We start from the raw sequence: 24,305 nt of genomic DNA on the forward strand, positions 1-24,305 counted from the left end.
ATTTATGAGTCTTTTTATAGAAAAAGAAACGGAAACAGATTTTTCATTTGATGAGGAGACACTTGCAAAAGAAGTGACAGATTATGCGATCGAGCATGAGGGATTTCCCTTTGAAGCGGAGATCAATCTGACACTCACAGATAATGATGGAATCCACGCCATCAATAAAGAATACCGTGATATAGATGCGCCGACAGATGTTCTGTCATTTCCAATGCTTTCTTATGAGAGTGCAGGAGATTTTTCAAAGTTAGAAGATGATTATGATGATAATTTCAACCCTGACACAGGGGAGATCATGCTTGGGGATATTATTATTTCCGTTGACAAAGTAAAAGAACAGGCGAAAAGTTATGGACACAGTGAAAAACGTGAATATGCGTTTCTGATCCTGCACAGTATGCTTCACTTATTTGGATATGACCATATGACGCCGGAAGACGCTGCCGTTATGGAAGGAAAACAAACTGAGATCTTAAACGAAATGAACATTTTAAGATAACGAGGATTAAGTCACATGGGCAAACAAAGTAAAAAAAGCAGTACAAGTTTCCTTGTGCAGGGTTCTATTCTTGCCATCGCATCTATTGTCAGTCGTATTATTGGTCTGATCTACCGTATCCCGCTGACAAATATTATTGGTGATACAGGAAATGATTACTATGGAACTGCTTTTCAGATTTATAATATTTTATTGATCATTTCATCTTACAGTCTGCCACTTGCAGTTTCAAAGCTGGTATCCGCAAACTATTCACAGGGCAGAAGACACAATGTATACCGCATTCTAAAATGTGCGCTGGTTTTTGGTGCATGTACGGGTACAATCGCGGCACTGATCCTGTTATTTGGAGCAGAGTTTATCACAGGAACACTGATGAAAACACCGATGAGTATTTTTGCAGTACGGGTACTGATTCCGGTGCTTTTGATCGTTGCCGTGCTTGGTGTTATGCGAGGCTTCTTCCAGGGACTTGGAACAATGATGCCAAGTGCAACCTCCCAGATTTTAGAGCAGATCGCAAATGCGATCGTCAGCGTATGGGCTGCGTATGTGCTGGCTGATTATGGTGCGAAAGCAGGTGCACTGCTTGGTGATGCAGATAATTATTCTGCTGCATATGGGGCTGCCGGAGGAACACTTGGCACCGCTATAGGTGCATTAGTCGCATTATTATTCTGTACCTTCGTACTGGTTGTATATCTCCGTGTATTTAAACGCAGCCTGCACAGAGAACGCAGAAATAATGTAGACTCTTATGCATCTATATTTCATTTATTGATCGTAACGATCATTCCTGTTTTACTGAGCAGTACCATTTATAACTGTAATGCAGTTATAGACCAGGCGGTGTATAAACACATCGCAGCATTTCAGGGTTATACAGCAAGCCAGTATGGCTCCTGGAATGGTATTTATACAGGAAAATATACGGTTTTGATCAATGTCCCGATTTCCATTGCATCAGCAATGGCTGCATCCTCTGTTCCTGCACTTACCGCTGCCTATGCAGCCGGAAAAAAAGGTGAGGCAAAGCGGCAGATTAGTGTCGCGACACGTTTTATCATGGTGATCGCATTTCCTTGTGCAGTTGGCATGGGTGTGCTTGCATCTCCGATCTTACAGCTTTTGTTCCGTGATTCATCCGAGACCGCCGCACATATGCTGCAGGTCGGAGCCGTTACAATTTTATTTTTCTCCCTGTCAACGCTTTCGAATGGGCTTTTACAGGGAATGGGGCGTATGAAAGAACCGATCAAAAATGCGATTATTGCACTGGTACTGCATTTGGGACTGTTGGCAGCACTTATGTTCCTGTTTGATTTAAATATTTTTGCGGTTGTTATTGCAAATGCTGCATTCGGCCTTATCATGTGTATCTTAAATGCAAGATCGATCCGGCGATACAGCGGATACCGCCAGGAAGTCCGGAAAACGTTTTTTGTTCCTGCAATTGCGGCGACTGGAATGGGTGTCGTTGTATGGCTCATCTATCACGGTATCTTATATGTACTGCGTATCAATGCGATTGCAACGGTTCTGTCAATTGTAGCCGGAGCAGCAGTATATGCTGTATTACTGCTGTTATTAAAAGGATTAAATGAACAGGAGATCCTGCGTTTCCCGAAAGGACGCATGTTGGCAGACATAGCCAAAAAACTTCATCTATTAAGATAAATAGTTCTTACAAATGAATAAAAAGTAAAATATGGCAAATACTTATCGTAAAAACCGTAATATGGGGTGATGAAATGAAAAAAACGACGGGTATTTGCCTTTTTACCGGCATGATCTTTCTTCTGCTGATCCTGGTAGTATATTTATTATCTATACAGCAAAATACAGGAATAGGAAAAGAAAATCTGACTGCTTCAACCGAGAGTATATCAGATGAAAATGACACGGAACAAATTGTCCGGTCAACAGAAATTATTGCTATCTGTGAACCATACACATATGTAATTAAACAGAAAAACGGGGTGTTAGTTGTATACCAGAGTGATGGTGTTACAGAGTTTTTTGAAACAAATATCCGCATACGTGATCTGGATGCAGATATGGTAGAAAAAATAGAAAACGGTATCTTTTTTTCGGATGACCGGGAATTATATGATTTTCTGGAAAGTTATTCAAGCTGATATTTCCCTTGTATCATAGTATTGATGAATTACCAGCAATAACAATGATTTTCACGGATTGAATGTTTGTTTTTTGTATGCTAAAATATGCTATGGTTTGTTTGGAAAAATATCTAAAAAAGGTTTGAAATATATGACAGAAACAGAAGTTGCAGTCATTGGCGGCGGGGCATCCGGGCTGATGGCTTCCATTATGTCCGCATCGACGGGCGCAGATACGATCATTTTAGAACATATGGATCGGGTAGGAAAAAAAATACTCGCCACAGGAAATGGAAAATGTAATTATACAAACGAAGTGCAGGGATTGTCGTGTTACAGAGGCGAAGACCCTGCTTTTACTGTGCCGGTAATGAAGCAGTTTGATCAGAAAAAAACAGTGGATTTTTTTCGCCGGATCGGCATTGAACCTAAAATAAAAAACGGTTATTATTATCCGGCAAGTGAACAGGCAGCTTCCGTTTTAGACGTACTGCGCATGGAAGCAGCATATACAGGTGTAAAGGAATTTGTCTCCTGCGAGATCAAAGCCATCAGAAAACAGGGAAACTTCTTCCTGATTCAGACAGGCAGAGGCGATTTTCGTGCAAAATCGATCATTTTTTCAACTGGCCTTTTCGCTTCACCAAAAAGCGGAAGTGATGGCAGTGCGCTTCCATATATAGAACATTTTGGCCACCATATCATAGATATTGTACCGGCTTTAGTTCCGCTGCAGGGCAAACAGTCATTCTTTAAAATGCTTGCAGGAATCCGTGCAGAAACTTTGATAAAATTATACATAAACGGTGCAGAAACAACCACAGAACGCGGTGAATTACAGTTGACAGATTATGGGATATCCGGGATTCCGGTTTTCCAGATCAGCCGGTTTGCAACCAAAGCATTAAAGCAAAAGAAACAGGTCTATGCGATAATTGATTTTATGCCTGACAGGTCTTTTGATGAAATTACCAGTCTTTTAAAACTGCGATTTTTAAAACGAGCACATGGAAAAGATGCCGCCCAGGCGATGATCGGGCTTTGCAATAAAAAACTCGCAGAAGTGCTTTTGAAAGAAGCGGGGATTGATCTTCACATTCCGGCAGAAAAAGTATCCGAAAAACAGTTCACGCGCCTTACTAAGCTGTTAAAAGGACTTCATGTCGACATTACCGGAAGCAAAGATATCGCGCAGGCACAGGTATGTGCAGGTGGAGTAGATACTCATGAAATTGATGCAGAAAGTATGATGTCAAAATTAGTTTCCGGCTTGTTTTTCGCAGGAGAAGTCGTTGATATTGACGGTACCTGCGGCGGATATAATCTGCAATGGGCATGGTCAAGCGGATATGTGGCAGGAATCCATGCAGCGGAATATGCACGACGTGGGAAAAAAGTACACAAAAAAGAAATGAGGAAGTAATGATTCGTATTAACCAGATCAAGCTGCCGGTAACACACGACACGGCACAGTTAGAGCAAAAGATCAGAAAAGCACTGAAATTTACAGCAGATACGCCATTTAAATACCAGATTGTCAAAAAATCCATCGATGCACGAAAGAAACCGGATCTGTTTTATGTGTACTCTGTAGATGTTGAAATACCAAATGAACAGAAAATCGTCAAAAAGGTTAACGATAATAATATTATGTTAACTAAAGTTAAAAAATATGTTCTTCCAGAAGTAAAAAATCCCTCCCTCACACCTGTGATCGCGGGGGCTGGTCCTGCAGGACTATTTTGTGCCTATGCATTAATGTTAGAAGGTTTCAGACCGGTTGTTGCAGAGCGCGGGAAAAAAATCGATGAAAGGACTGCTGATGTGCAAAAGTTCTGGGAAACCGGTATTTTAAACACAGCTTCTAATGTCCAGTTTGGTGAAGGCGGTGCAGGAACATTTTCTGATGGAAAATTAAATACATTAGTTAAAGATCCCATCGGGCGTAACCGTTTTGTCCTTGAAACATTTGTAAAATTTGGCGCACCGGAACATATTTTATATGAAAATAAGCCGCATATTGGCACCGATATTCTTGCGGATGTAATAAAACGGATGCGTACTTTTATGTCAGAAAATGGTGTGGAGTTTTTATTTGAAACCTGTGTAACCGGTTTTTCCACCGATAAAGACGGCAATTTAAAATCCGTTGAATTAAATCACTCCAGACAGATCAATACCGGTTGTATGGTTCTTGCGATCGGGCACAGTGCAAGAGATACGTTTTCATTGTTACATGAAAAAGGGCTTGATATGCAGGCAAAATCTTTTGCAGTCGGATTCCGTGTTGAGCATCCGCAGAGCGAAGTTAATCTGACACAGTATGGAAGTTTATATGCCGGCAGACTTCCGGCGGCACCTTATAAAGTGACGGCAAATCTTTCATCTGGACGTGGTGTGTATTCCTTTTGCATGTGTCCTGGAGGCTATGTTGTAAACGCTTCCTCAGAAGAACGCCGCATTGCTGTCAACGGTATGAGCTATTCTGACCGTGCCGGCAGCAATGCAAACAGTGCGATCATTGTCTCTGTCACACCGGAAGATTTCAAAGCAGATGCAGTACGCCATGGTGAACTGCCACAGGATGCGGCTGATATGTTAGATGCCTTATCTGGTGTACGTTTTCAGGAGCGTTTAGAGGCACGTGCATGGCAGATCGGAAATGGAAAAATTCCACAGCAGTTATTTGGAGATTATTGTAAAAACCGTGCCTCTGTTTCTTATGGCGCATTTGAGAGCACGACAAAAGGAGAAGCAGTACTTGATAATTTAAGAGGCCTCCTGCCGGAAGAATTAGAGGAGTCTTTCATAGAAGGAATGCACCATTTTTCCCATGCCATCCCGAAATTTGACCGTGACGATGCGATTCTTTCCGGGGTGGAAAGCCGTACATCCTCACCGGTACGTATCGTACGCGATGAAACTTTTCAGTCAAATATCCGTGGCATTTACCCATGTGGGGAAGGTGCGGGATATGCGGGTGGTATCATGTCTGCAGCGATGGACGGATTAAAAGTTGCCGAGGCGATCGGTAAACAATGACTCAAACATAAAATAAATAATTCACAATGATTTAATAAAAGGAAGAACAGAGGTTAAGAACGTGGCAGAATATACACCTATGATGCAGCAATATTTAAAAACCAAAGAAGAATATAAAGATTGCATTTTATTTTACAGACTCGGTGATTTTTATGAGATGTTTTTTGATGATGCGATCGTTGTATCGAAAGAACTTGAACTGACATTGACCGGTAAAAGCTGCGGTACCGAGGAGCGTGCGCCGATGTGTGGAGTACCTTATCATGCAGTGGAAGGGTACTTGAATAAACTGGTTGCAAACGGTCATAAAGTTGCGATCTGTGAGCAGGTGGAAGATCCGAAACTCGCAAAAGGATTAGTAAAACGGGAAGTGATCCGCATCGTTACACCTGGAACAAACACAGACATGCAGGCTCTCGATGAATCTAAGAATAATTACATCATGTGTATCGTTTATCTTGCGGATAAATACGGTATTTCTCTGGCTGATATTTCAACTGGAGACTATTTCGTCACAGAGGTAGATTCCGAACGCAAGCTCATTGATGAGATCAATAAATTTGCACCGTCAGAAATCATCTGTAACGAAAGTTTTTACATGAGCGGAGTCGATCTTTCTGATATGAAACACCGTCTCGGTATCGCAGTTTATTCACTGGAATCCTGGTATTTCAGTGATGAGACAGCAGAGAATACCTTAAAAGAACATTTTAAAGTACAGAGTCTTGAAGGATTAGGCTTATCTGATTATGCATGCGGTACGATCGCAGCGGGCGCATTGCTCCGTTATCTGTATGAAACACAGAAAAATGACCTTGGTAATCTTTCTTCCATTCATCCGTATTCAACCGGAAAATATATGATCATTGACAGTTCGACCAGACGCAACTTAGAACTGGTAGAGACGCTGAGGGAGAAACAAAAACGTGGTTCACTGTTATGGGTATTAGACAAGACCAAAACTGCAATGGGTGCGAGAACACTCCGCGCTTATGTAGAGCAGCCACTGATCGATAAGGCAGAGATCGAACTGCGTCAGGAAGCTATCGGTGAATTAAATGATCATGTGATCACAAGAGAGGAATTACGCGAATACTTAAATCCTATCTACGATCTCGAACGTCTGATCACCCGTGTGACTTACCGGACAGCCAACCCGCGTGACCTGATCGCATTTAAAAATTCAATCAGCATGCTTCCTCCGATCAAATCTCTGCTTGATGAGTTTGACGGTGCATTGTTAAAAAATATCCAGAATGATATTGATTCCATGGAGGAACTGTGTTCACTCATTGATAATTCGATCATGGAAGAGCCTCCTATATCTGTGCGTGAGGGTGGTCTGATCAAAGAAGGCTATAACGAAGATGTCGATAAATACCGCAATGCAAAAACAGAAGGCAAGACCTGGCTTGCAGAATTAGAAGCAAAAGAACGTGAAAAAACAGGAATCAAAAATTTAAAGATCAAATACAACAAAGTGTTCGGTTATTATCTGGAAGTAACCAATTCTTACAAAGATCTGGTACCGGATTACTTTACAAGGAAGCAGACACTTGCCAATGCAGAGCGCTACATTACACCGGAATTAAAAGAATTAGAAGATATGATCTTAGGTGCGGAGGACAAACTTGTCAGCTTAGAATATGATCTGTTCTGTGAGGTCCGCAACAAAATTGCAGAAGAAGTTGTCCGTATCCAGCGCACAGCAAAAGCGATCGCAAACCTGGATGTTTTTGTTTCACTTGCAGTTGTTGCCGATCAGAATAATTACTGCAGACCAAAGATGACAGGCAGTGGTGTGATCGATATCAAAGGCGGCAGACATCCGGTTGTCGAAAAAATGATCACCAATGATATGTTTATCGATAACGATACATATTTAGATAACGGAAATAACCGGATAGCCATCATAACCGGACCGAACATGGCTGGTAAATCCACCTATATGCGGCAGGCTGCACTGATCGTTCTGATGGCACAGATCGGAAGTTTTGTTCCTGCTTCATCTGCTAAGATCGGCATTGTTGACCGTATCTTTACACGTGTCGGCGCGTCAGACGACTTAGCGAGCGGCCAGAGCACTTTTATGGTGGAGATGAATGAAGTCGCCAATATTCTGCGTAATGCGACATCAAACTCTCTTCTGGTACTCGATGAGATTGGACGAGGAACAAGTACTTTTGACGGTTTAAGTATTGCATGGGCCGTGGTCGAACATATCAGCAATCCACGCCTGCTCGGCGCAAAAACACTGTTTGCAACACATTATCACGAGCTGACCGAGCTGGAAGGGAAACTGAACAATGTGCACAACTACTGCATTGCCGTAAAAGAAAAAGGCGATGACATTGTATTCTTACGTAAGATCGTGCAGGGCGGTGCAGACAAGAGTTATGGTATCCAGGTTGCAAAACTTGCCGGTGTTCCGGATTCTGTCATTGAACGTGCGAAGGAGATCGTGGAAGAGTTAAGCGCAAACGATATCACATCCGTCACGAAAAACATCACACCCGCAGCATCAGGAAATAAAAAGAAAAAAGAGCGTCTTGACGAAGTTGATTTGACACAGATGTCTTTATTTGATACCGTAAAAGACGACGATATCTTAGAAGAATTAAAGACGATCGATGTTGGAAACCTAACACCGATCGAGGCGTTAAACAAACTTTATGAATTACAGAATAAAATAAAAAACCGATGGTAGAAATGGAGAATAAAATTTATGGGCACAATTACAATTTTACCGGAAACCACGAAAAACCCGATCACACTGATGGGACAGCGTGCCGGCGTCTGTTGGGGAGGAAATATAGAAGATCCGGCAAAGAATTATAAGAGAGGTATGGACTGTATCATTTCCGGACATGGAAGGGTCATGGAATATATAAATGTAGAAATGATCATTTCCGGTTATTCAGCAAGAGTAGAGCGTGAATGGTATACACATATCGGCGGTTCACCAACACGTTTACAGTCAAGCACACGCTACATCAATTATGCCGGACGCGGATTTGACTACATCATCCCGCCGTCAATCAAAAACAACGAAGAAGCATTGGAAAAATATCAGGCATTGATGGCTCATATCAATGAAGAATGCCGTTCTCTTCAGGAAGATTACGGTATTCCAAAGGAAGATGTTGCAAACGGACTGCCGCTTGGTATGACAGCATCTATCGTAGATAAGAGAAATCTGCGCAGCTTAGCGGAGATGAGTCATCAGAGAATGTGTAACCGCGCATACTGGGAATTCCGTCAGCTGTTCGGTGATATCATAAAAGCACTTTCTGAGTATTCCGAGGAATGGCGCTGGATCACCGAGAATTTATTTATGCCAAAATGCGATTATTTCGGATACTGTTCCGAGACAAGACCGTGCGGCAAACCGGTATCCGGTGTTCCGAAAATGCCGAGACCATAAGTACATCTGCAAAAAACACAGCAGAAACGATTGATACAACGAGGTGAATCTGTATGCCGGAAATTACACTGCTCAGTCAGGAGACAATTGATAAGATTGCTGCAGGGGAAGTAGTAGAACGCCCTTCCTCTGTGGTAAAGGAACTGGTAGAAAATGCCATTGATGCAAAAGCGACTGCCATTACTGTTGAGGTCAAAGAGGGCGGTATCTCATTTATCCGCATCACTGACAATGGCTGTGGTATTGAGCGTGCGCAGGTACCGGTTGCGTTTTTGCGCCATTCGACCAGTAAGATCAAAAGCGTGGAAGATCTAATGAGCATCACTTCTTTAGGATTCCGCGGTGAGGCACTTTCCAGTATCGCCGCAGTATCGCAGGTCGAACTGATCACAAAGACCTATGGCGAACTGACAGGTACCCGCTATGTCATTGAGGGATCAAAAGAAAAGGAAAATGAAGAGATCGGTGCACCGGAGGGAACCACCTTTATCGTACGTAACCTTTTTTATAATACCCCGGCAAGACGTAAATTTTTAAAGACCGCACAGACAGAGGGCAATTACATCAACGATCTGATGGAACGGCTTGCTCTGTCACATCCGGATGTTTCCTTTAAATTTATCAATAACGGGCAGACAAAAATGCATACTTCCGGCAATTCCAGGGAAAAAGATATGATCTATCATATCTATGGCAGGGATATCACCTCCGGTCTTTTGGAAATCGATCATAAAAACGAATATTTTCATCTCAAAGGATTTATCGGGAAACCCATAATTTCCCGTGGAAACCGTAATTTTGAAAATTATTTTATCAATGGACGTTATATAAAGAGTGCACTGCTCTCAAAGTCGATTGAAGAAGCATATAAGGGATTTCTGATGCAGCACCAGTATCCGTTTTGTGTTCTGTACTTTACGATGGATACGGATCTGTTGGATGTCAACGTACATCCGACGAAGATGGAACTTCGTTTTTCAAACAATGAAGCGATTTATAAAACACTGTTTGAAATCATCCGCGGTGCCCTGACACATAAGGATTTTATCCCGGAAGTGCCGGTGCAGGAAGAAAAGATACAAAAACGGGAAAACATCAAAGCACCACTGCCGGAGCCATTTGAGCGGCGAGGTGTTGAGACAGTACGGAGCGGGCATAGGTTCCAGCCGCAGGACGTGTATGCGCAGGGGCAGGCGGGAATGCCACGCAAAGGAACTGTGCCGCAGAATGAGCCAGTCCGATCGCAGGCAGCAGTTTCAGCGCAAAATGCAATACCTCAGAAGGAATCAGCACCGCCGGAAAATCTTTCGATTTTTAATTCACTGCTTCCAAAGAAAGAACCGGCCGGTTCTGATAATTCGTCCGATATGCAGCTAAAACGACCTTCTGCAAGTACAGAACATAACCTTGCGCATGAGACTGATGCAGGGCAGTCCGCAGACCGGGTATCGGAAACTAATACATACACCGTTTCCAAACCAGTACCGCAGCTAATGCCAACAGATAAACCAGCCAAAAGCCTGCCAGAAAAGACACCGGCACCTTCCCCAGAGTCAACAGTCACTTACGAGCAGCAGGAACTTGCAGCAGTCTCCGAAGGTTTTCTGACTAAAGATGCCCAAAAGCGCCATAAGATCATCGGACAGCTCTTCGACACCTACTGGATGGTGGAATATGAGGATAAGCTGTTCATCATTGATCAGCATGCGGCACATGAAAAAGTACTTTATGAGAAAACAATGAAAAAAGTTCATGAAAAAACATTTTCATCACAGACGTTAAGTCCACCGATCATTTTAACATTAAGCCTTGAAGAAATTGAAATGCTTGAAAAATATAAGGCACAGATTGATACATTCGGGTATGAGATCGAGCCGTTTGGCGGAAAAGAATATGCAGTAACTGCCATTCCGGCTGATTTTACAGGAATCGACACAAAAACAATGTTTCTTGAAATGTTAGATGATTTTGCAAATATTAACGGAAATGATTCTCCCAATGCTATTATGGAGAAAGTTGCTTCTATGTCCTGTAAGGCTGCGATCAAGGGAAACCAGCACATCAGCAGACCGGAGGCAGAGAGGCTCATTGATGAACTGTTAGAACTGGAAAATCCATATAACTGCCCACATGGACGCCCGACGATCATTTCCATGACAAAATATGAAATCGAAAAGAAATTTAAAAGGATTGTCTGATATGAATCAAAAACCAATGATTATTCTGACCGGTCCTACCGCGGTGGGAAAAAGTGCCCTCTCGGTAGAACTTGCAAAAAAAATAAACGGAGCGGTCATCTCTGCAGACTCCATGCAGGTCTACCGCCATATGGATATCGGCTCCGCCAAGATTATGCCGGAGGAAATGCAGGGTATCACGCATTATATGATCGATGAATTAGAACCTGACGAAGAATTTCATGTTGTGCGTTTTACAACGATGGCAAAAGAATATTTAAAAGAAATCTATGCGGCGGGGAAAATCCCGATCATAGCCGGCGGCACCGGATTTTATATTCAGGCACTTTTGTACGATATTGATTTTACAGAGCAGCAGTGTGATGAGGCATACCGCAGACAATTAGAGGAACAGGCAAAAGAACACGGAGCCGGATATCTGCATGAAATGCTGCGCAAAGTCGACCTTGCATCTGCGGAGGCGATTCATGCCAATAATGTCAAACGTGTGATCCGGGCTTTGGAATTTTATCATTTATCCGGTCAGAAAATATCTGAACACAATGAAACGGAGCGTCAGAAACAATCTCCTTATAATTTTGCCTATTTTGTTCTTAACGATGAACGCGCAAAATTGTATGAGCGCATTGACAAACGTGTAGATGCGATGATAGCAGCAGGACTGGTAAATGAAGTTCAAAAATTAAAAGATATGGGGTGCAGCCGGGAAATGGTTTCCATGCAGGGACTCGGCTATAAGGAGATACTTGCATATTTAGACGGCGAATATACCTTAGAGGAAGCCGTCTATATCATCAAACGGGAAACCCGTCATTTTGCCAAACGCCAGTTAACGTGGTTTAAAAGAGAGCGCGATGTGATTTGGCTCGACAAGCAGACATTTGGCTATGATGAGGCAGCAATTTTAACAGATATGATATCAATTTTACAGGAAAAGGAAATAATCAGTCATGAATAAATGGATGGAAGAACAGTATGAAGCTCTTGGTATTTCAAGAGAAGTATATGAATTTGGAGAAAAGATCGAAGTCTCCTTGAAGGAGCGTTTTGAAGCGATTGATGCAACGGCTGAATATAATCAGTTAAAAGTGATCAAAGCTATGCAGGATAACCGTGTAAGTGCAGAATGCTTTAACATGTCCTCCGGATACGGTTATAATGATCTCGGACGTGATACATTAGAAAAAGTATATGCATCCTGCTTTAAAGGAGAAGATGCTTTAGTACGCCCGCAGATCACCTGCGGCACACATGCACTGGCGCTTGCTTTAATGTCTAACCTTCGTCCGGGAGACGAACTGTTGTCCCCGGTCGGAAAACCATATGACACGTTAGAGGAAGTGATCGGTATCCGCCCATCTAAGGGATCGTTGGCAGAATACGGCGTATCCTATCGTCAGGTAGATCTTCTGCCGGACGGAAGTTTCGATTATGACCACATCAAAGAAGCGATTAATGAGCGCACAAAACTCGTAACGATCCAGCGATCCAAAGGATACGCGACAAGACCAACACTTTCTGTGGCACGTATTGGAGAATTGATCTCGTTTATCAAAAAAATTAAGCCAGACGTCATCTGTATGGTAGATAACTGTTACGGTGAATTTGTGGAAGAACGTGAGCCTCTTGAGGTCGGAGCAGATATGATCGTAGGTTCCCTGATCAAAAATCCGGGCGGCGGTCTTGCACCGATCGGCGGTTATATCGTTGGAAAAAAAGAATGTGTTGAAAATGCGGCTTATCGCCTGACTTCTCCGGGACTTGGAAAAGAAGTCGGTGCATCATTAGGCGTTATCCAGTCTTTCTATCAGGGATTTTTCCTTGCACCTACTGTAGTAAGTGGTGCATTAAAGGGAGCGATCTTTGCAGCAAATATCTATGAAAAACTTGGATTCGAAGTTATTCCAAACGGCAGTGAAAGCCGCCACGATATCATTCAGGCAGTTTCATTCCACAATCCGGATGCACTGATCGCTTTTTGCGAAGGGATTCAGGCAGCTGCTCCGGTTGACAGCTATGTAACACCGGAACCATGGGCAATGCCTGGATATGACAGTGATGTTATTATGGCTGCAGGTGCTTTTGTTCAGGGATCATCCATTGAGCTGAGTGCAGATGGTCCGATCAAGCCTCCATATGCCGTTTATTTTCAGGGCGGACTGACCTGGTACCATGCAAAACTGGGTATTCTGAAATCTTTACAAAAACTTAAGGAACGAAAACTTGTCGACCTTGACTTGTTATGATAAAATATAATGTGATTTATTCATAACAACAAGTTTGCCCATACAATGCGTACAGGCTGTTGTTTATGGTAATAGATCTTTATGCTTCCCGGGAGAGTAGAAAGGGAGCATTCATGAACAAAAATACTACGGTAAAAGAATTGCCGGATTCGGAAAAACCATATGAAAAGTTTCTTACATATGGACCGGAATACCTAAGTGATGCGGAGCTTTTAGCAGTGATCATCCGTTCAGGGACAAGTGGTCTAAAGTCTGTGGAAGTCGCGCAGAATCTGCTAAATGATGGTCAGCGCAATTTATTAAATCTCTATGATATTCCATTTGAAAAGATGCAGAAAATACGTGGAATTGGCCCGGTAAAGGCAATCCAGTTAAAATGCATTGCAGAATTATCAAAACGGATTGCGCAGACACGGTCAGCTCCTGATATCTGTATGACGAACCCAAAAACAATCGCAGATTACTATATGGAACATCTGCGTCATGAAAGCAAAGAACATCTGATTATCTGTATGTTCGACAATAAATGTCACATGAAAGGTGATAAACTGCTTTCTATCGGCAGCGCAAATGAAACAATTGTTTCACCACGCGAAGTTTTTGAGACAGCAATCAATTGTCATGCAGCACATCTTATCTTAGTCCATAATCATCCAAGTGGTATACCAGAACCATCCCATGCAGATGATATTGTCACAAAACGCATTTTAAACTGTGGACAACTGATGGGCATTCCGCTTTCCGACCATGTTATTATCGGGGATCATTCTTACTTTAGTTACAGAGAAAATAACAGGATCGTGGTATAAACCGCGTTCCAAAGGGAGAGAACAATGACAAACAACGTATACGGTATTGATCTTGGAACATGCAATATGAAGATTTACTGCAAATCTTCCAACAAGATCTTAAATGAAAAAAACACGATCGCATTAAAAAATAAAGATGAGATCTACGCTTATGGTAACTCGGCATACGCAATGTATGAAAAGGCTCCGGAGTCTATCCATGTGACATTCCCTGTTACAACAGGTGTTATCGCAGATTTCAACAATCTTCAGTCCATGATACAGCTCTTCTTAGAAACGCATGTTAAAGGAAGCCTGAAGGGTGCAGAATTTATCGTCGCAGTACCAACAAGTATCACGGAAGTGGAGAAAAAAGCGTTCTTTGACATGTTCTATAAGAGCAAGATGAAACCGAAGAGTGTACTTTTATGTGAAAAACCGATCGCTGATGCCGTTGGGTTGGGATTAGATGTCAATGAACCGACCGGTATCATGGTTGTAGACATCGGTGCAGATACAACGGAGATCTCCGTTATTTCACTTGGCGGACTTGTACTTAGTGATCTGCTTCATTTTGGTGGAAATAAGATTGATGAATCCATCATTACCTATGTAAAACGCAATTACAATCTGGTCATCGGACAGAAAACTGCCCAGAGCATGAAAGAACGCTTAGGTTCCGGTATCCCGGGCAATGAAGACACGATGATCGTTGTCGGAAGAGATGTCGTAAGTGGTCTTCCGATTGAAATGGAAATGTCCGGTACTGTAGTATATGAAGCCATCAAAGATAACCTTGAAAGTATCTGTAATTCCATCAAAATGATCTTAGAGAAAACACCACCGGAACTTGCAAAAGACATTATCCATTCCGGAATCTATATCACAGGCGGAAGTTCCCAGATTCACGATCTGGATAAATTATTTGCAGATATCACAGGCATTGATATCAATACCTGTGAAGAACCGGAAGAGTGTGTTGTACGTGGTCTTGTAAAAATTGTATCTGACAGCAAATACAAACATCTGGCATTCAGCATGAAAAGTAAGATCTTGATTTAGGGGATAGTATGAGACGAAAACCAAAATTTGTTCTTCCCACAAAATATATACTGCTTATCTTAAGCGGTGTATGTATTGTGGCAATATTACTCAGTTTTACACTTGGCATATCCGGCGGACCATTAAATACTGTCGCCGGATATGTATTTATTCCAATGCAGCGCGGTATTAATTCCGTTGGCACCTGGATTGGCGAAAAAGCAGACAATCTAAAAAAATTAAATGACGTCATGGCAGAAAACGAAGACCTGAAACATCAGGTAGATGATCTGACAACCGAATTAAATACAATCAAGTTAGAACAATATGAGCTTGAGAACTTAAGAGAACTCTTAAATCTGGACCAGAAATACCCAAGTTATGACAAAGTTGCTGCAAATGTTATCGGAAAAGACGGTGGCAACTGGTTTACCAATTTTACGATCGACAAGGGATCAAACGATGGAATTGAAGTGGATATGAATGTGATTGCAGGAAGTGGTCTTGTGGGAATTGTTACTGATGTAGGACCTAATTATGCAAAAGTATCTTCGATCATCAATGATACCATGAAAGTCAGTGGTATGGTGTCGACCACATCCGACAATCTGATCGTAAATGGCAGTTTACAGGATATGAATGAAAATATGGTCATTGAATTTTCCAATCTCAACGATAAGAATAATGAAGTTGCCATCGGTGATCCTGTCGTTACCTCTTATGTATCAAACCGTTATCAGCAGGGTATTCTGATCGGTTATATCAGTACACTTAGCATGGATTCTAATAATCTTACAAAGTCGGGTACCATCACACCGGCAGTCGATTTTGAGCATATCGAAGAAGTTCTTGTCATTTTAAATAAGAAACAGACAGCAGAATCTTAGAAACAGAGGTTATTTATGAGAAGAAAGATTACCGTATTTATTATTATTGCCGTCTGCTATCTGCTGCAAACGACACTTTTTGATACCCTTTCCTTTGCATCCATATCACCAAATCTTCTGATCATTGTGACATCGTCCTTTGGTTTTATGCGTGGACGCAAAGAAGGGCTTTTTATCGGCTTTTTCTGCGGACTGATCTTAGATATTTTCGGTGGAGGTGTTCTTGGATTTTACAGCCTTCTATATATGTATATCGGTTATATCAATGGAATGTTCCGCAAACTTTTTTACCCGGAAGATATCAAACTGCCACTCGTTCTGATCGCCGGCAGTGATTTGAGCTGCAACCTTCTGATTTACTTTATTATGTTTCTTTTTCGAAACAGATACGACTTTAACTACTATTTTTTACAATTAATGATACCAGAGTTGGTTTATACCATGGTTATAACAATTTTTTTGTATTTTGTAATTTTAAAGATCAACCAGAAACTGGAAGCTATCGAGAAAAGGAGTGCAAGCAAATTTGTTTGATAATATAAAAGAAGCATGCCGTATGTTTTTTAAATCACGGCTTGTTGTGGCAACAGTTGTAATGATCCTGTTGTTTTCCATTCTTCTCTGGCGTGTTTTTTCTCTTCAGATCGTAAACGGAAAAGAATATCAGGATAATTACACGTTAAAAATCGTCAAAGAGCGTACCTTAAACAGTACACGTGGAAATATATATGACCGTAATGGCAATCTGCTTGCCTACAATGAGCTGGCATATTCCATTACAATCGAGGACAATGGTACTTACAGTTCTAATAAAGCAAAAAACACTGCCCTCAATGAGGAGATCGCGCAGGTTGTGACTGCACTTGAAGCCAATGGCGACTCCATTGTCAACGATTTTAAAATATCTATGGATGACAATGGCAATTACAGCTACAATGTAGAAGAATCCGGTGCAACCTGGAAACGTTTTCTGGCAGATGTGTTTGGAGAGGCTTCATTTGAAAGTATGCAGGAAGATGAATCTGACATCATTTCCCGCAACAAACTTGATTTTAAACCGACGGAAGCAACCGCTGCACAGGTTATGCAATATCTGGCGGGCAGCAACCGTTATGCCATTGGAACCGAATATGATGATGCAATGGCATATAAGATTACTGTTGTACGTTTTTCCATGGCACAAAATGCCTATCAGAAATATATTGCAACAACGATCGCAACGAACGTTTCCGAGGAATCGGTTGCCTATATCAGCGAACACGCTGCAGAATTGCAGGGGGTTGAAGTATTAGAGGATACCATACGAAAGTACAACGATAGTGAATATTTTTCTTCCATTATCGGTTACACCGGAAAAATATCCACCGACGAATACAATAAACTTTCAGAGACAGATGATTCCTATACTTTAAATGACGTAGTCGGTAAACTTGGTATTGAACAGTATATGGACAGCGATTTAAAAGGTGAGAAAGGTCATGAAAAGCTCTATGTGGATTATCTTGGAAAAGCGGTAAAAGTCATTGAACACGAAGAACCGCAGGCAGGAAATGATGTCTATCTGTCTATCGACAAAGATCTTCAGATTGCAGTATATAAGCTTTTAGAGCAGGAGATTGCCGGAATCGTATACTCCAATATTGATAATCCTGGATCAGATATCAATATTCCGATCACAGATGTCTATTTTGCACTGATTAACAATAATGTGATTGATTTTTCACATTTTTCAGAAGAAAATGCATCCCCCACGGAACGGGAAGTACAGCAGATCTTTGCCAGCAGACAAAATGCTGTAATTGAACAGATACGCACCGAACTGACCGGAAGTGCACCGACACCATTTGCATCGATGACAGAGGAATATCAGGATTATTTTACCTATATCATAAAAAATATGCTTCATGATAACAATATCCTGTTAAAGAAAAATATTGATACGTCCGATGAGGTTTACCTTCAATGGCAGAATGGGGCGATTGGCCCGCAGGAGTATTTAAACCATGCAATTGCCAAAGGGTGGATCGACATTACAAAGTTTTCCGTAAGTGAAAAATATTCAGATTCTACTGAAATATATGATGCATTGTGTGATTATATTCTAAATGATATCAGTACAGATTCAGATTTTACAAAAATTATATATGAATATTTAATCCAGACCGATGCAATTACCGGAAGACAGCTTTGTCTGATCTTATTTGATCAGAATATTCTGGCATTTGACGAGGATGATATTGCAGGATTATCAGGCGGCACAATTGCACCGGCTTCCTTTATCAAGGAAAAGATCCAGAATCTTGAAATTACACCGGCACAGCTTGCCTTAGATCCATGTGCGGGCTCCTGTGTGATCACAGATACAAAGACAGGGGAAGTTCTCGCTTTGGTAAGTTATCCTGGATACGACGGTAACAGGCTTGCAAACACCGTCGATTCCGATTACTTCAACAGCCTGCAGCAAAATAATGCAAGACCTCTGTACAATTATGCAACCCAGCAGCGGACGGCACCTGGTTCTACATTTAAAATGGTATCAGCGACGGCAGGTCTTGCAGAACATGTGATCAGTACGACGGAGCAGATCCAGGATCTTGGAGTGTACAAAAACGTAAGCAATGAACCGAGATGCTGGATTTATCGTTCTTTCCACGGATCACATGGTCTTATTAATGTGTCTGAAGCACTTAGAGATTCCTGTAACTACTTCTTCTATGAAGTTGGTTACCGTCTCAGTACCAATAATTATGCAATGAGCTACAATAATGATGCCGCAGAAAACGGTATTGAAAAAATTCAGAAATATGCTTCACTTTATGGCCTGAATGAAACAACCGGCATAGAAATTGAAGAGAGCAAACCGCAGGTCGCAGATAGTTTCCCTGTCATGGCTGCCATTGGTCAGAGTAATAATAACTACTCCACGATACAGCTCGCCAGATATGTTACTGCCGTTGCAAACAGTGGTACCGTATATAATTACACACTTTTAAACAAAGTAACGGATTCTGACGGAAACACATTAAAACAATACGAACCGGAGATACGCAATACCGTGGATGTCTTAAGTGACAGTGACTGGGATGCCATTCATACCGGTATACGCATGGTGGTTGAAAATACAAAAGAATTCGATGGATTTCCAATCGAGGCAGCCGGCAAGACAGGTACGGCACAGGAGGATCTGAAACGGCCAAACCACGCTTTGTTTGTCGGTTATGCTCCGTACGATAATCCTGAAATATCAATTGCAACGCGTATTGCAAATGGATATACTTCCCACAATGCGGCAGAAGTTTCAAAGAAGATCCTTGCATACTATTTCAAAGTTGAAGATGCTGATTCTCTGTTAAACGGACAGGCTGAGAATATTAATGCTACATCAAATGGTGTAAATGATTAACATTTGAATAATTCCCGTTTTTTTGCGGGTTTTATTAATAAATCAAAACAGGAGGTTCCCTCATGGGTGAAGTGATTACTTTTACCTCAGGAAAAGGCGGCGTTGGCAAAACGACAACCACAGCTAACGTTGGCGCAGGACTTTCACTGTTAGATAAAAAAGTCGTATTGGTAGATACTGATATCGGCTTACGAAATCTTGATGTTGTCATGGGACTGGAAAACCGGATCCTCTATAATCTGGTGGATGTGCTAAGCGGCAGATGCAGGGCGAAACAGGCAATCATCCGGGACAAACGATTCCCGAATCTCTCTGTGATACCGTCATCCTGTACAAAAGAAAAAATTCTGCTTGATTCTGATCAGATGAAACATCTGCTTGATGATCTAAGACAGGAATTTGATTATATATTAGTTGACAGTCCCGCAGGTATCGATCAGGGATTTTTACTTGCCATTACGGGAGCCGACCGCATTGTAGTGGTCACAACACCTCAGATTGCAGCCATTCATGATGCTGATTGTGTACTTCAGATATTAAAAACACATTATACGGTAAAAACAGAACTTCTGATCAATGGTTTTCGCAAGCACATGGTAAAAGACGGAGATATGCTAAATATCGATGATATCTGTGAACTTTTAGATGTGCCATTACTTGGTGTCGTGCCGGAAGATGAACAGATCATCATTGCCCAGAACCATGGCGAACCGTTGCTGCATCTGGATGGAAATAAAAAGAATGCATTACTTTCTGAGCTCTGCTACAACAATATTGCACGGCGAATCACAGGTGAGGAAGTGCCTCTGTTAAATTACATAAAACAGGGCAGTATTTTTTCGAAGATATTTTTTAAAAAGAAACCTGTGAAAGGAGCGCTGCATGTTTAAAACCCATTCCGGAAATGTTGCAAAAGAGCGCTTAAAGCTGATGATGAATGCAGACCATCAAAAACTGGATGATGCCACTATGGAACTGATCCGTCAGGAGATAGGCTGTGTTATCACGAAATATGTGGTTATAGAGCCGGAGAACATTGAGATTAAAGTAATGTTAAAGGATTACAAGAAAAGAGAGTAGGATAATGTCTAAACTTTATAAACTAAAGAATTATAAATTCATACTGGTAATGTATGTTCTGATTTTAAATACCCTGGGGGTCTTTCTGGTTGGAAGTGCAAGCCCCGGGGATCAGAAAAAACAGATCATCGGTATGGTAAGTGGTATTATTATCATGGTGATTTTATCTCTGATCGATTACAGTTTTATTCTCCGTTTTTCCTGGATCATATATCTGTCTGCTGTCGGACTTTTAGCGCTGGTACTTGTTGCAGGTGATTCTTCAAAAGGCGCACAGCGCTGGTTTGAGATCGGCGGTTTCCGTTTTCAGCCATCTGAGCTTGTAAAAATACTTTTGATCATATTTTTTTCATATTATTTTATGAAACACGAAGAAAAGATCAATTCCGTAAAGGTAATCGTTTCTTCCTTTGTATTACTTGCAATCCCTCTGTTTTTAATTTATAAACAGCCAAATCTATCGACTATGATCGTGATTACTTTAGTTTTTGCCGCATTATTGTTTATGGCAGGCTTAAATTATAAACTGGTGGTCGGTGTTCTTATTATCTGTATTCCGGTCGGACTGATCGGTATGACACTGATCATCCAGGATAAGATTCCGTTTATTCATGCTTATCAGCTTGGACGTATTATGGCATGGCTTTATCCGAATGATTATCCTGATCTTGCTTACCAGCAGCAGAATTCCATCATGGCTATTGGTTCCGGTCTTTTATGGGGAAAAGGACTTAATAATACAGATCCTACATCTGTTAAAAATGGTAACTTTATTCTGGAACCACAAAATGACTTTATTTTTGCAGTTGCAGGGGAGGAACTTGGATTTGTGGGCAGTGCAGTGATCATAATTCTCTTGCTTTTCATCACGATTGAGTGTATATTTATTGCTAGAAAAGCAAAAGACACAGCAGGCAGACTGATCTGTTGTGGTGTAGGCGCACTGGTCGGATTTCAAAGTTTTGTTAATATCAGTGTGGCAAGCGGACTTCTGCCAAATACAGGTGTAACTCTTCCGTTTGTCAGTTATGGTCTTACATCATTATGGTCTTTGTATATAGGTATCGGGCTTGTCTTAAATGTCGGGCTTCAGCCGAAAAAATATTAACAACAGGGGGTCCTACAACATGAACATTGGATTAATAGCACACGATTCAAAAAAGAAACTGATGCAGAATTTCTGTATCGCTTATCGGGGTATACTTTGCAAAAATGAGCTTTACGCAACAGGAACAACTGGCAGACTGATTGAAGAAGTTACAAATTTAAACGTTCATAAATATCTGGCAGGGCATTTGGGTGGTGCTCAGCAGTTAGGAGCTCAGATTGAACATAACGAAATAGACCTTGTTATTTTTCTTCGTGATCCGTTAACACCAAAGTCACATGAACCGGATGTCAACAATGTCGTAAAGATCTGTGATACGCACAACATACCACTTGCTACAAATCTTGCCACAGCCGAGCTTCTGATCAAATCCTTAGACAGAGGCGATTTAGAGTGGCGTGAAATGTACAAATAATGAAAACAAATGAAAAATATGTACGCAGGATATACCTTTGTCTGGTGTATCCTGCGTATTTTGTGAAAGGAATTTTAACATGAAACGATTGCTAGCTGTTGTATGTGTGACAACACTTTTACTTGGCAGTATCACAGGCTGCGGGGAAGAAAAAGTCACCTTGGAACAACCTTATGATATTTACGAGACAACTGGAAGCCTTGGTCTTGGATCAACAGTTTCCGCCGGTGCACAGGAATACTTTTCAAATGATCTCTGTGTTGCAGATGATTTTCCTCTTGGAACGGATACAACTGATTCCCAGGTTGCAGAAGGAGCCGGTACTTTTAATCTGGCAACAAATGAAGTTGTTTATGCCAAAAATATCTATGAGAGACTTTATCCGGCAAGCACAACAAAGATCCTAACTGCATACATTGCTTTAAAGTACTGCACAGATTTAAGTCAGACGGTCACAATCAGCGAAAATGCCGCAAATCAGGCTTCCGATTCCTCTGTCTGCGGACTTCATGCAGGAGATGTGATCCGCATGGATGATCTTTTATATGGTATGATGCTGCGAAGTGGTAATGATGCTGCAATTGCGATAGCTGAGTCGATTTCAGGCAGTGTAGAAGAATTTGCAACGCTGATGAACCAGGAAGCGGCAGCACTTGGTGCAACACAGTCTCATTTTGTCAATCCAAACGGTCTTCCGGATGAAAATCATTATACCTCCGTATATGATCTGTATCTGATTTTCCGTGCTGCATTGCAGAACGAAACATTTGTCCAGATTATAGGCACAACATCTTATGATGTAACTTATCAGGCGGCAGATGGTACAACAGAAGAGCATACATGGGAAAATACAAACCAATATCTGAGCGGTCATGCAAAAGCTCCGGACGGTTTTACTATAATCGGTGGAAAAACAGGTACAACCGGTGATGCAGGATACTGTCTTGTCCTTTATTCTATGAATGAACAATCCCAGCCAATTATTTCTATTGTTCTGAAAGCAGACGCAAAAACAAACCTTTATCTGTTAATGAATGAAATGTTATCCGGTTTTGCAAATTAATTGAAAATATCATTGTGTTTTTTGTATTTATATACTATAATTAATTTATAAAACGAACCGTTTTTATTCATTTTCACGAATATGGACGTTGCATCGAAGGATCAGGAGGGAAATGACCATGATAGAGATTATTTCAGGTGAAAAGGGAAAAGGAAAGACAAAGGAACTGCTTAACAAGGTCAATACATCGATCACATCTGCAACTGGCAATATCGTATATCTGGATAAGAGTCAGAAACACATGTATGAGCTGAATAATAAAATACGCTTGATCAATGTAAATGACTTTCTGATTGATAACTGTGATGAGTTCCTCGGTTTTATCTGTGGTGTGATATCACAGGATCACGACCTCGAAGAAATGTATCTTGACAGTTTTCTTACCATTGCATCAATTGATTCTGATGAACTTTTAAATCATGCGATTCAAAAGCTCGACGTGATCAGTGAAAAATACAATGTAAAATTCATCTTAAGCGTATCGAAAGATGAATCTAAACTGACAGATATTGCAAAAGCAAAAATTGTCATTTCCCTATAATAATGAATATGTAATATCGGTAGTGCACAATATGAACATATCTATTGTTATGAATGAATATGCGGTATGGAAAGTTCTTTATCCATGCCGCATATTTTTCATAACAATAGAATATCTGCATAGTATGCATTCTGTTGTTTAAGATTCACCTACAGAACGGATTCTTCCGAACAGACTGATCAGATATAATCCACCAATTCCCACAAGTGCATAAATTATTCTTGTAAGCCATGACATGTCCCCGAAAAGAAATGCCACCAGATCAAATCTGAAAAAACCGATCAGTCCCCAGTTAATTGCACCGATAATAACCAATGTAAGCAATGTGTAATCAAGCCAGTTTGTATTCATTTTTTAGCCTCCTTTTGCAGATAGTATGCACATTAAAAAAATTTTTATTCATACAAAACTTTTTGATCCACGTTGTTTTCTATTGAATAAAATGTT

Annotated in this window: 22 protein-coding genes; 21 read left to right on the forward strand and 1 reads right to left on the reverse strand. The window is 41.2% G+C overall.

Going from position 1 to position 24,305, the window contains the following annotated elements; translation table 11 throughout:
• Positions 1-4: 4 nt before the first annotated feature.
• The 21 genes from ybeY to ACDD58_RS14800 all read left to right on the forward strand — a co-directional run bounded on the left by ybeY (position 5) and on the right by ACDD58_RS14800 (position 23,858).
• Positions 5-502: an rRNA maturation RNase YbeY gene (gene ybeY, locus ACDD58_RS14700; RefSeq protein WP_199654169.1), complete on the forward strand. Its 498-nt coding sequence runs from the start codon at positions 5-7 to the stop codon at positions 500-502.
• 15 nt (positions 503-517) lie between these two features.
• A complete protein-coding gene (locus ACDD58_RS14705; protein ID WP_118208852.1) occupies positions 518-2,179 on the forward strand; it encodes a polysaccharide biosynthesis protein in 1,662 nt (553 codons plus the stop codon).
• Positions 2,180-2,253: 74 nt separating this feature from the next.
• Positions 2,254-2,640 (forward strand): hypothetical protein, encoded by a 387-nt coding sequence (locus ACDD58_RS14710; RefSeq protein ID WP_117921439.1) that lies wholly within the window; start codon positions 2,254-2,256, stop codon positions 2,638-2,640.
• A gap of 133 nt (positions 2,641-2,773) precedes the next feature.
• Complete coding sequence (locus tag ACDD58_RS14715; protein ID WP_370778161.1) at positions 2,774-4,045, forward strand: NAD(P)/FAD-dependent oxidoreductase; 1,272 nt, start codon at positions 2,774-2,776, stop codon at positions 4,043-4,045.
• On the forward strand, positions 4,045-5,664 hold the full coding sequence (locus tag ACDD58_RS14720; RefSeq protein WP_370778163.1) for an NAD(P)/FAD-dependent oxidoreductase: 1,620 nt from the start codon (positions 4,045-4,047) through the stop codon (positions 5,662-5,664). The genes ACDD58_RS14715 and ACDD58_RS14720 overlap by 1 nt, the downstream gene beginning before the upstream one ends.
• Positions 5,665-5,743: 79 nt before the next feature.
• Entirely contained in the window at positions 5,744-8,371 is a 2,628-nt protein-coding gene (gene mutS, locus ACDD58_RS14725) for a DNA mismatch repair protein MutS (protein ID WP_117921488.1), read from the forward strand.
• A gap of 18 nt (positions 8,372-8,389) precedes the next feature.
• The gene (locus ACDD58_RS14730) at positions 8,390-9,088 is read left to right on the forward strand and encodes an FAD-dependent thymidylate synthase (RefSeq protein WP_370778165.1); all 699 of its coding nucleotides are present in this window, start codon (positions 8,390-8,392) and stop codon (positions 9,086-9,088) included.
• A gap of 53 nt (positions 9,089-9,141) precedes the next feature.
• Positions 9,142-11,286 (forward strand): DNA mismatch repair endonuclease MutL, encoded by a 2,145-nt coding sequence (gene mutL, locus ACDD58_RS14735; RefSeq protein WP_370778167.1) that lies wholly within the window; start codon positions 9,142-9,144, stop codon positions 11,284-11,286.
• Between the two features lies 1 nt (position 11,287).
• A complete protein-coding gene (gene miaA / locus ACDD58_RS14740) occupies positions 11,288-12,244 on the forward strand; it encodes a tRNA (adenosine(37)-N6)-dimethylallyltransferase MiaA (protein WP_370778169.1) in 957 nt (318 codons plus the stop codon).
• On the forward strand, positions 12,237-13,532 hold the full coding sequence (locus ACDD58_RS14745) for an aminotransferase class I/II-fold pyridoxal phosphate-dependent enzyme (RefSeq protein ID WP_370778170.1): 1,296 nt from the start codon (positions 12,237-12,239) through the stop codon (positions 13,530-13,532). Before miaA ends, ACDD58_RS14745 begins: the two co-directional genes overlap by 8 nt.
• Positions 13,533-13,645: 113 nt before the next feature.
• A complete protein-coding gene (radC, locus tag ACDD58_RS14750; RefSeq protein WP_186898776.1) occupies positions 13,646-14,341 on the forward strand; it encodes a DNA repair protein RadC in 696 nt (231 codons plus the stop codon).
• A gap of 24 nt (positions 14,342-14,365) precedes the next feature.
• Positions 14,366-15,382 carry a rod shape-determining protein gene (locus ACDD58_RS14755; protein ID WP_117921455.1) on the forward strand — a complete coding sequence of 339 codons (1,017 nt, stop codon included), beginning with the start codon at positions 14,366-14,368 and terminating at the stop codon, positions 15,380-15,382.
• An 8-nt stretch (positions 15,383-15,390) separates the two neighbouring features.
• Positions 15,391-16,248: a rod shape-determining protein MreC gene (mreC, locus tag ACDD58_RS14760; RefSeq protein WP_186898775.1), complete on the forward strand. Its 858-nt coding sequence runs from the start codon at positions 15,391-15,393 to the stop codon at positions 16,246-16,248.
• 15 nt (positions 16,249-16,263) lie between these two features.
• On the forward strand, positions 16,264-16,782 hold the full coding sequence (mreD, locus tag ACDD58_RS14765) for a rod shape-determining protein MreD (RefSeq protein WP_118208844.1): 519 nt from the start codon (positions 16,264-16,266) through the stop codon (positions 16,780-16,782).
• A gap of 22 nt (positions 16,783-16,804) precedes the next feature.
• A complete protein-coding gene (locus tag ACDD58_RS14770; RefSeq protein WP_370778173.1) occupies positions 16,805-19,651 on the forward strand; it encodes a penicillin-binding transpeptidase domain-containing protein in 2,847 nt (948 codons plus the stop codon).
• 62 nt (positions 19,652-19,713) lie between these two features.
• Positions 19,714-20,541, forward strand: a complete 828-nt coding sequence (gene minD / locus ACDD58_RS14775; RefSeq protein ID WP_006858326.1) for a septum site-determining protein MinD — start codon at positions 19,714-19,716, stop codon at positions 20,539-20,541.
• Positions 20,534-20,731: a cell division topological specificity factor MinE gene (locus ACDD58_RS14780; protein ID WP_006858327.1), complete on the forward strand. Its 198-nt coding sequence runs from the start codon at positions 20,534-20,536 to the stop codon at positions 20,729-20,731. Before minD ends, ACDD58_RS14780 begins: the two co-directional genes overlap by 8 nt.
• 4 nt (positions 20,732-20,735) lie before the next feature.
• Positions 20,736-21,839 (forward strand): FtsW/RodA/SpoVE family cell cycle protein, encoded by a 1,104-nt coding sequence (locus tag ACDD58_RS14785; protein ID WP_117921467.1) that lies wholly within the window; start codon positions 20,736-20,738, stop codon positions 21,837-21,839.
• A gap of 19 nt (positions 21,840-21,858) precedes the next feature.
• Positions 21,859-22,254 (forward strand): methylglyoxal synthase, encoded by a 396-nt coding sequence (locus tag ACDD58_RS14790; protein WP_006858330.1) that lies wholly within the window; start codon positions 21,859-21,861, stop codon positions 22,252-22,254.
• Positions 22,255-22,333: 79 nt separating this feature from the next.
• Positions 22,334-23,317 carry a D-alanyl-D-alanine carboxypeptidase family protein gene (locus tag ACDD58_RS14795; protein WP_117921490.1) on the forward strand — a complete coding sequence of 328 codons (984 nt, stop codon included), beginning with the start codon at positions 22,334-22,336 and terminating at the stop codon, positions 23,315-23,317.
• Between the two features lie 118 nt (positions 23,318-23,435).
• Positions 23,436-23,858, forward strand: coding sequence for a hypothetical protein (locus ACDD58_RS14800; RefSeq protein ID WP_015560543.1), 423 nt, complete (start codon positions 23,436-23,438; stop codon positions 23,856-23,858).
• Positions 23,859-23,996: 138 nt separating this feature from the next.
• Here ACDD58_RS14800 and ACDD58_RS14805 read toward each other — a convergent pair whose 3' ends face one another.
• Positions 23,997-24,209: a DUF378 domain-containing protein gene (locus ACDD58_RS14805; RefSeq protein WP_117921469.1), complete on the reverse strand. Its 213-nt coding sequence runs from the start codon at positions 24,207-24,209 to the stop codon at positions 23,997-23,999.
• Between the last annotated feature and the right edge of the window lie 96 nt (positions 24,210-24,305).

This window comes from Roseburia sp. (assembly GCF_041325975.1).
Lineage (GTDB): Bacteria > Bacillota > Clostridia > Lachnospirales > Lachnospiraceae > Roseburia > Roseburia rectibacter.

Coding starts and splice junctions, on each gene's coding strand:
- ybeY (WP_199654169.1), top strand. CDS start 5: ATGAGTCTTTTTATAGAAAAAGAAACGGAAACAGATTTTTCATTTGAT.
- ACDD58_RS14705 (WP_118208852.1), top strand. CDS start 518: ATGGGCAAACAAAGTAAAAAAAGCAGTACAAGTTTCCTTGTGCAGGGT.
- ACDD58_RS14710 (WP_117921439.1), top strand. CDS start 2,254: ATGAAAAAAACGACGGGTATTTGCCTTTTTACCGGCATGATCTTTCTT.
- ACDD58_RS14715 (WP_370778161.1), top strand. CDS start 2,774: ATGACAGAAACAGAAGTTGCAGTCATTGGCGGCGGGGCATCCGGGCTG.
- ACDD58_RS14720 (WP_370778163.1), top strand. CDS start 4,045: ATGATTCGTATTAACCAGATCAAGCTGCCGGTAACACACGACACGGCA.
- mutS (WP_117921488.1), top strand. CDS start 5,744: ATGATGCAGCAATATTTAAAAACCAAAGAAGAATATAAAGATTGCATT.
- ACDD58_RS14730 (WP_370778165.1), top strand. CDS start 8,390: ATGGGCACAATTACAATTTTACCGGAAACCACGAAAAACCCGATCACA.
- mutL (WP_370778167.1), top strand. CDS start 9,142: ATGCCGGAAATTACACTGCTCAGTCAGGAGACAATTGATAAGATTGCT.
- miaA (WP_370778169.1), top strand. CDS start 11,288: ATGAATCAAAAACCAATGATTATTCTGACCGGTCCTACCGCGGTGGGA.
- ACDD58_RS14745 (WP_370778170.1), top strand. CDS start 12,237: ATGAATAAATGGATGGAAGAACAGTATGAAGCTCTTGGTATTTCAAGA.
- radC (WP_186898776.1), top strand. CDS start 13,646: ATGAACAAAAATACTACGGTAAAAGAATTGCCGGATTCGGAAAAACCA.
- ACDD58_RS14755 (WP_117921455.1), top strand. CDS start 14,366: ATGACAAACAACGTATACGGTATTGATCTTGGAACATGCAATATGAAG.
- mreC (WP_186898775.1), top strand. CDS start 15,391: ATGAGACGAAAACCAAAATTTGTTCTTCCCACAAAATATATACTGCTT.
- mreD (WP_118208844.1), top strand. CDS start 16,264: ATGAGAAGAAAGATTACCGTATTTATTATTATTGCCGTCTGCTATCTG.
- ACDD58_RS14770 (WP_370778173.1), top strand. CDS start 16,805: ATGTTTTTTAAATCACGGCTTGTTGTGGCAACAGTTGTAATGATCCTG.
- minD (WP_006858326.1), top strand. CDS start 19,714: ATGGGTGAAGTGATTACTTTTACCTCAGGAAAAGGCGGCGTTGGCAAA.
- ACDD58_RS14780 (WP_006858327.1), top strand. CDS start 20,534: ATGTTTAAAACCCATTCCGGAAATGTTGCAAAAGAGCGCTTAAAGCTG.
- ACDD58_RS14785 (WP_117921467.1), top strand. CDS start 20,736: ATGTCTAAACTTTATAAACTAAAGAATTATAAATTCATACTGGTAATG.
- ACDD58_RS14790 (WP_006858330.1), top strand. CDS start 21,859: ATGAACATTGGATTAATAGCACACGATTCAAAAAAGAAACTGATGCAG.
- ACDD58_RS14795 (WP_117921490.1), top strand. CDS start 22,334: ATGAAACGATTGCTAGCTGTTGTATGTGTGACAACACTTTTACTTGGC.
- ACDD58_RS14800 (WP_015560543.1), top strand. CDS start 23,436: ATGATAGAGATTATTTCAGGTGAAAAGGGAAAAGGAAAGACAAAGGAA.
- ACDD58_RS14805 (WP_117921469.1), bottom strand. CDS start 24,209: ATGAATACAAACTGGCTTGATTACACATTGCTTACATTGGTTATTATC.